Source organism: Thermodesulfovibrionales bacterium (assembly GCA_035686305.1).
Taxonomy (GTDB): Bacteria; Nitrospirota; Thermodesulfovibrionia; order Thermodesulfovibrionales; family UBA9159; genus DASRZP01.
In genome coordinates this window covers 1-5,044 of the sequence record DASRZP010000112.1, presented here as the reverse complement: position 1 = coordinate 5,044, position 5,044 = coordinate 1, and the positions used below count along the sequence as shown (strand labels likewise).

4 protein-coding genes are annotated in these 5,044 nt (G+C 53.6%); all 4 read left to right on the top strand.

Annotated features, from left to right (window positions below):
• Positions 1-269, top strand: a 269-nt coding sequence (locus VFG09_12850; GenBank protein HET6516044.1) for a tyrosine-type recombinase/integrase, incomplete at its 5' end; no start/stop codon positions are given.
• Positions 270-294: 25 nt separating this feature from the next.
• The gene (gene tilS, locus VFG09_12845) at positions 295-1,677 is read left to right on the top strand and encodes a tRNA lysidine(34) synthetase TilS (GenBank protein HET6516043.1); all 1,383 of its coding nucleotides are present in this window, start codon (positions 295-297) and stop codon (positions 1,675-1,677) included.
• Positions 1,678-1,711: 34 nt separating this feature from the next.
• Entirely contained in the window at positions 1,712-3,142 is a 1,431-nt protein-coding gene (gltX, locus tag VFG09_12840; GenBank protein ID HET6516042.1) for a glutamate--tRNA ligase, read from the top strand.
• Positions 3,139-4,833 (top strand): glutamine--tRNA ligase/YqeY domain fusion protein, encoded by a 1,695-nt coding sequence (locus VFG09_12835; GenBank protein ID HET6516041.1) that lies wholly within the window; start codon positions 3,139-3,141, stop codon positions 4,831-4,833. The genes gltX and VFG09_12835 overlap by 4 nt, the downstream gene beginning before the upstream one ends.
• Positions 4,834-5,044 lie beyond the last annotated feature (211 nt).

Here is a 5,044-nt window from a genome sequence, read left to right as displayed (position 1 = left end):
TTGTCCGGCGACAGCATATCAGTGACACGGCGATTCAAAAGGCTGTCAAGCTTGCTGTTCAAAAAGCGGGCATCACGAAACATGCGACGGTCCATACGCTCAGGCACAGTTTTGCCACACACCTGCTGATGAACGGCGTCAATATCAGGGAGGTGCAGAGCCTCCTCGGCCACAAACATGTCGAGACGACGATGATCTATACTCATGTCATGCGCGATATGACGAACGCGCCCAAAAGTCCGCTCGATGCTTTGTACGGAAACAGCTAATGATTTCTTCTTGACAACGTCTCCCATGCTGCATACATTCCTCGAAAAGATTAAGGCGACGATCTCAAAGCATCGGATGCTCTCGGGCGGCGAGACGGTCCTTGTCGGCCTGTCGGGAGGGCCCGATTCCGTCTGCCTTCTCACGGTGCTGAAGGAACTCGGGAAAGAATGGGATCTGAGGCTCCACGCCCTGTATGCAGACCACGGGTTGAGGCCGGATGAGACTCCAGCCGAGATCGCGTTCTGCAAGACCTTCTGTGAGGGTCTCGCGATATCCTTCGATGCGCGTTCGATCGATGTGAAGGCACATGCGAAGGAGCAGGGGATGAACAGGCAGGAGGCGGCAAGGGAGCTGAGGTACCGGCTGATGCATGATATGATGGCAGAGATAGGGGGAGACAGGATCGCCCTTGGTCATAATGCCGATGATCAGGTCGAGACCTTTCTCATGAGAATCCTGAGAGGGGCCGGCCCAAAGGGCCTATCGGGAATGCAGCCGGTGAGGGGGAAAATCATTAGGCCGCTCCTAGAAGTTGAACGGAAGGAAATTGAGGAATTCCTTGATGAACGGAGAATCACGTACATCATCGATTCATCAAATCTTACGGAGGATTACCTCAGGAACAGGATCAGGCAAATCTTCATGCTTGATCTCAAGAGGATCAACCCTGGTCTCATAGAGACGATGACACGGACCATGGATATCCTGCGGGAAGAAGAGAAGTACTTTGATACCATTGTCACGAAGACCCTCATGAAGCTGATCTGCAGGAAGAGGGACCTGCGCATCGAATTGTTCTTGATGCCGATGGAGAGGATGGAAAGGGTTATCCTCAGGAGGGTCCTCCGGAGGGCGTTAGACGAGACCACTGGGCTCAGGGGAATGGAATTCATCCATATCGAAGAGATCATCGACCTTATCAAAAAGGGGAGACACGGCGACAGACTCTATCTTCCAAAGGGACTGAGGATCATCAAGAATTATGCGACCCTCGTGATGACCTCAGAAGCCCCGGTGAAGACCGGCACCTATGCCCTTGACGCACCCGGAGAGATTGTTCTTGAAGAGATCCGTGCCGTCATAAAGGCATCGGTTGAGGAAGAGGCCGAGACTTATGGAGATGGAAAGAATCTTGCGGTCTTTGATGCAGACAAGACCGGGACTTCCCTTGAGATACGACCCAGGGGGAAGGGCGATTTCTTCTATCCCCAGGGATTCGGGAGGAGAAAGAAGCTCCAGGACTTCTTTGTTGACGAGAAGGTGCCGAGGGATGAGCGGGACGAGATACCGATTGTTGCTGCGGGGGAGGACATCATCTGGATAGCCGGAATGAGAGGCGATGAGAGGTTCGGTGTATCTGGAGATACAAAAAGATATCTGAAAATGGAATTCAAGAAGGCGTTGTGACTACTATAGAGGATCCGGACGAGGAGGACAGAGCATGGTGAGAGTTCGTTTTGCCCCGAGCCCGACGGGACATCTCCATATAGGGGGGGCCAGGACGGCCCTTTTCAACTGGTTATATGCGAGGCACGAGGGCGGCAGATTTATTTTGAGGATAGAGGACACGGACAGGAGCCGCTCTACGGACGAGTATATCGAGGCGATCATCGAAGGGATGAGATGGCTCAACCTCGATTGGGACGAGGGGCCGTACCGGCAGACGGACAGATTTGACGTGTACAGAAGCTATGCGGAGAGACTCGTGCGGGAAGGAAGGGCATATTACTGCTACTGTTCTCCAGAAGAACTGGAGCAGCGGAGACAGGAGGCATTGGCCCAGGGGAAGACACCGAAATATGACGGGAGGTGCCGCAACAGGAAGGAGCCCATCCCCGGCAGGGAGCCAGCAGTCAGGTTCAGGATGCCTCAGGAGGGCCGGACCGTTGTGGAAGACCTTATCAAGGGGACCGTAGTATTTGAGAACGACCAGCTCGATGACCTCATCATCATGCGGTCCGACGGCACGCCTACGTATAATTTTGTGGTTGTCGTCGATGATGTCGATATGAAGATAACCCGTGTCATAAGGGGTGACGATCATCTGAACAATACGCCGAAACAGATCCATATCTATAAGGCCCTCGGATATGAGATGCCTGAATTTGCCCACCTCCCGATGATCCTCGGCGCTGACAAGGCGCGGCTCAGCAAGAGACACGGGGCGACATCGGTCGTGGCGTATCGGGAGATGGGATACCTTCCCGAGGCCCTCGTAAATTACCTTGTTCGTCTGGGATGGTCTTATGGAGACCAGGAGATATTTACCCGCCAGGAGTTGATACGGTACTTCTCTTTCGAGCATGTGGGGAAGTCCTCGGCAGTATTCAATCCCGAGAAACTGCTCTGGCTGAACAGTCAGTATATTATGCAGTCTCCTCCGGAGAAGCTCGCCGAACTCGTCAGGCCCTTTCTTCTCAGTGAAAAGGTCATGAGTGAGAGACAGCCGCTTGATGCGGCCTGGCTCGCACAAGCCGTAGAAACATTAAAGGAGCGTTCCAAGACCCTCGTAGAACTTGCGAAGTCACTGCGCTACTATATTGCCGAGGACGTCGAATTTGAAGAAAAGGCAAAGGCAAAGTTTCTGAATGAAAAGGGTAGGGACCTCCTCATCGAATTGAGGGGAGCTCTGGCAGCCCTTGATGGTTTTTCGGCAGGAGAGATAGAGAGGGTCTTTCTGTCGTTGACAGAAAAACACGGCATAAAACTCGGGGCGCTTGCCCAACCGGTCCGCGTGGCGATTACCGGCGGCACCGTGAGCCCCGGCATATTCGAGGTGCTTGTGATCATCGGCAAGGAGAAGGCGCTCAGGAGGATCGAGAAGGCGATTGAGTCGGCAGGAGTGCCGGCGAGAAAGGAAAGGGAGCCATGAACAGCAGTGGGTCTTCGCGGCCGTCCAACTTCATCCGCGATATTATCTCAGATGACACAACGTCGCTCAAGTACGACGGGAGGGTCCATACGCGATTCCCGCCAGAGCCGAACGGCTATCTCCACATCGGCCATGCGAAATCGATCTGCCTGAATTTCGGCCTCGCCGTGGAATTCGGCGGGCTCTGCAACCTCCGCTTCGATGATACGAACCCGACGAAAGAGGAAGTGGAGTATGTCGATTCGATCAAAGAGGATGTCCGGTGGCTCGGGTTTGACTGGGATGACAGACTGTTCTATGCCTCCGACTACTTTGAGCGGCTTTACCAGTATGCAGTGCAGTTGATCAAGGATGGCAAGGCCTACGTCTGCGACCTGAGCGCCGATGAGATCAGGGAGTACCGCGGGACGCTGACGGAGCCCGGAAAAGAGAGTCCCTATCGAAATCGTCCAGTCGAGGAAAACCTTGATCTCTTCGATCGTATGAGTCTCGGCGAATTCCCCGACGGTTCACGGACACTCAGGGCAAAGATCGATATGTCCTCGGGGAATATCAATATGCGGGATCCGGTGATGTTCCGGATCCTCCACGCGGAACACCACCGGACCGGCAAGACATGGCGCATCTACCCCATGTACGACTACGCCCATTGCATTTCAGATTCCATCGAAGGGATCACTCATTCCATCTGCACCCTAGAATTTGAAGACCACCGGCCGCTGTACGATTGGTTCCTTGACGAGTTGAAAATCTATCATCCGAGGCAGATCGAATTCGCCCGTCTCAATCTCAGCAACACCGTCATGAGCAAACGGAAACTCCTCCAGCTCGTTCAGGAAGGATATGTCGCCGGCTGGGATGATCCGCGTATGCCTACCCTGTCCGGGCTGAGAAGACGCGGATATACGCCGGAGTCGATCAGAAATTTTTGCGAGCGCATCGGAGTGGCCAAGAGGGACAGCATGGTGGATATGGCTCTCCTCGAGTATTGCATCCGTGAAGACCTCAACAGGCTTGTCCCCCGTGTCATGGCTGTGCTCCGGCCTCTTAGGGTGGTGATTGACAACTATCCTGAAGACCTCGTCGAAGAGCTGGAGGCCGTAAACAATCCTGAGGACGCAGCCATGGGGACGCGGAAGGTCCCTTTTTCCCGTGTCATCTATATCGAAAGGGAGGACTTTCGAGAAGACCCGCCCAAAGGGTATTTCCGTCTCGCTCCCGGCCGTGAAGTGAGGCTGAGATATGCCTATTATATTACCTGCGTGAGCTTCGTCAAGGACGAAGAGACCGGAGAGGTGACTGAACTCCGTTGTACCTATGATCCAAGAACACGGGGCGGTGACTCTCCGGACGGCCGCAAAGTCAAGGCAACGATCCACTGGGTTTCTGCTCCCCATTCCCTCGAGGCAGAGGTACGCCTGTACGATCACCTGCTCCTGCGGTCGGGTCCCGATGGCGGGGAAGAGGGGAAGGATTTCAAAGCTTACCTGAACCCAAATTCTCTCGAGACATTAACAGCCTCTCGTGTTGAGCCAGGTCTCGCAGGATCTGCTCCGGGAAGCCGTTACCAGTTCGAGAGGCAGGGCTATTTCTGTGTCGATAGTCGCGATTCATCGGAAAAACGATTGGTATTCAACCGCACGGTAACATTGAAGGACACCTGGGCCAAGATAGAGAAGACGAGGAAGTAGGGACGGAGTCGATGGCCCGTTATTATGGGCCACAGCAATTCCGTAATTAGTACTGGTCAAACTTCTTAACTTCTCTGAAGAACTGCAAATTTGATTCGCTGTGTGACCCGAGCAAATTCGCATTCATTTTTTTCTTGACATTGGTCTTCGTATCTGATATATATTAGCATATCAGTAATAGGAGGTGCCGTATGAAACACCGAAGCCACCT

Coding starts and splice junctions, on each gene's coding strand:
- tilS (HET6516043.1), top strand. CDS start 295: ATGCTGCATACATTCCTCGAAAAGATTAAGGCGACGATCTCAAAGCAT.
- gltX (HET6516042.1), top strand. CDS start 1,712: ATGGTGAGAGTTCGTTTTGCCCCGAGCCCGACGGGACATCTCCATATA.
- VFG09_12835 (HET6516041.1), top strand. CDS start 3,139: ATGAACAGCAGTGGGTCTTCGCGGCCGTCCAACTTCATCCGCGATATT.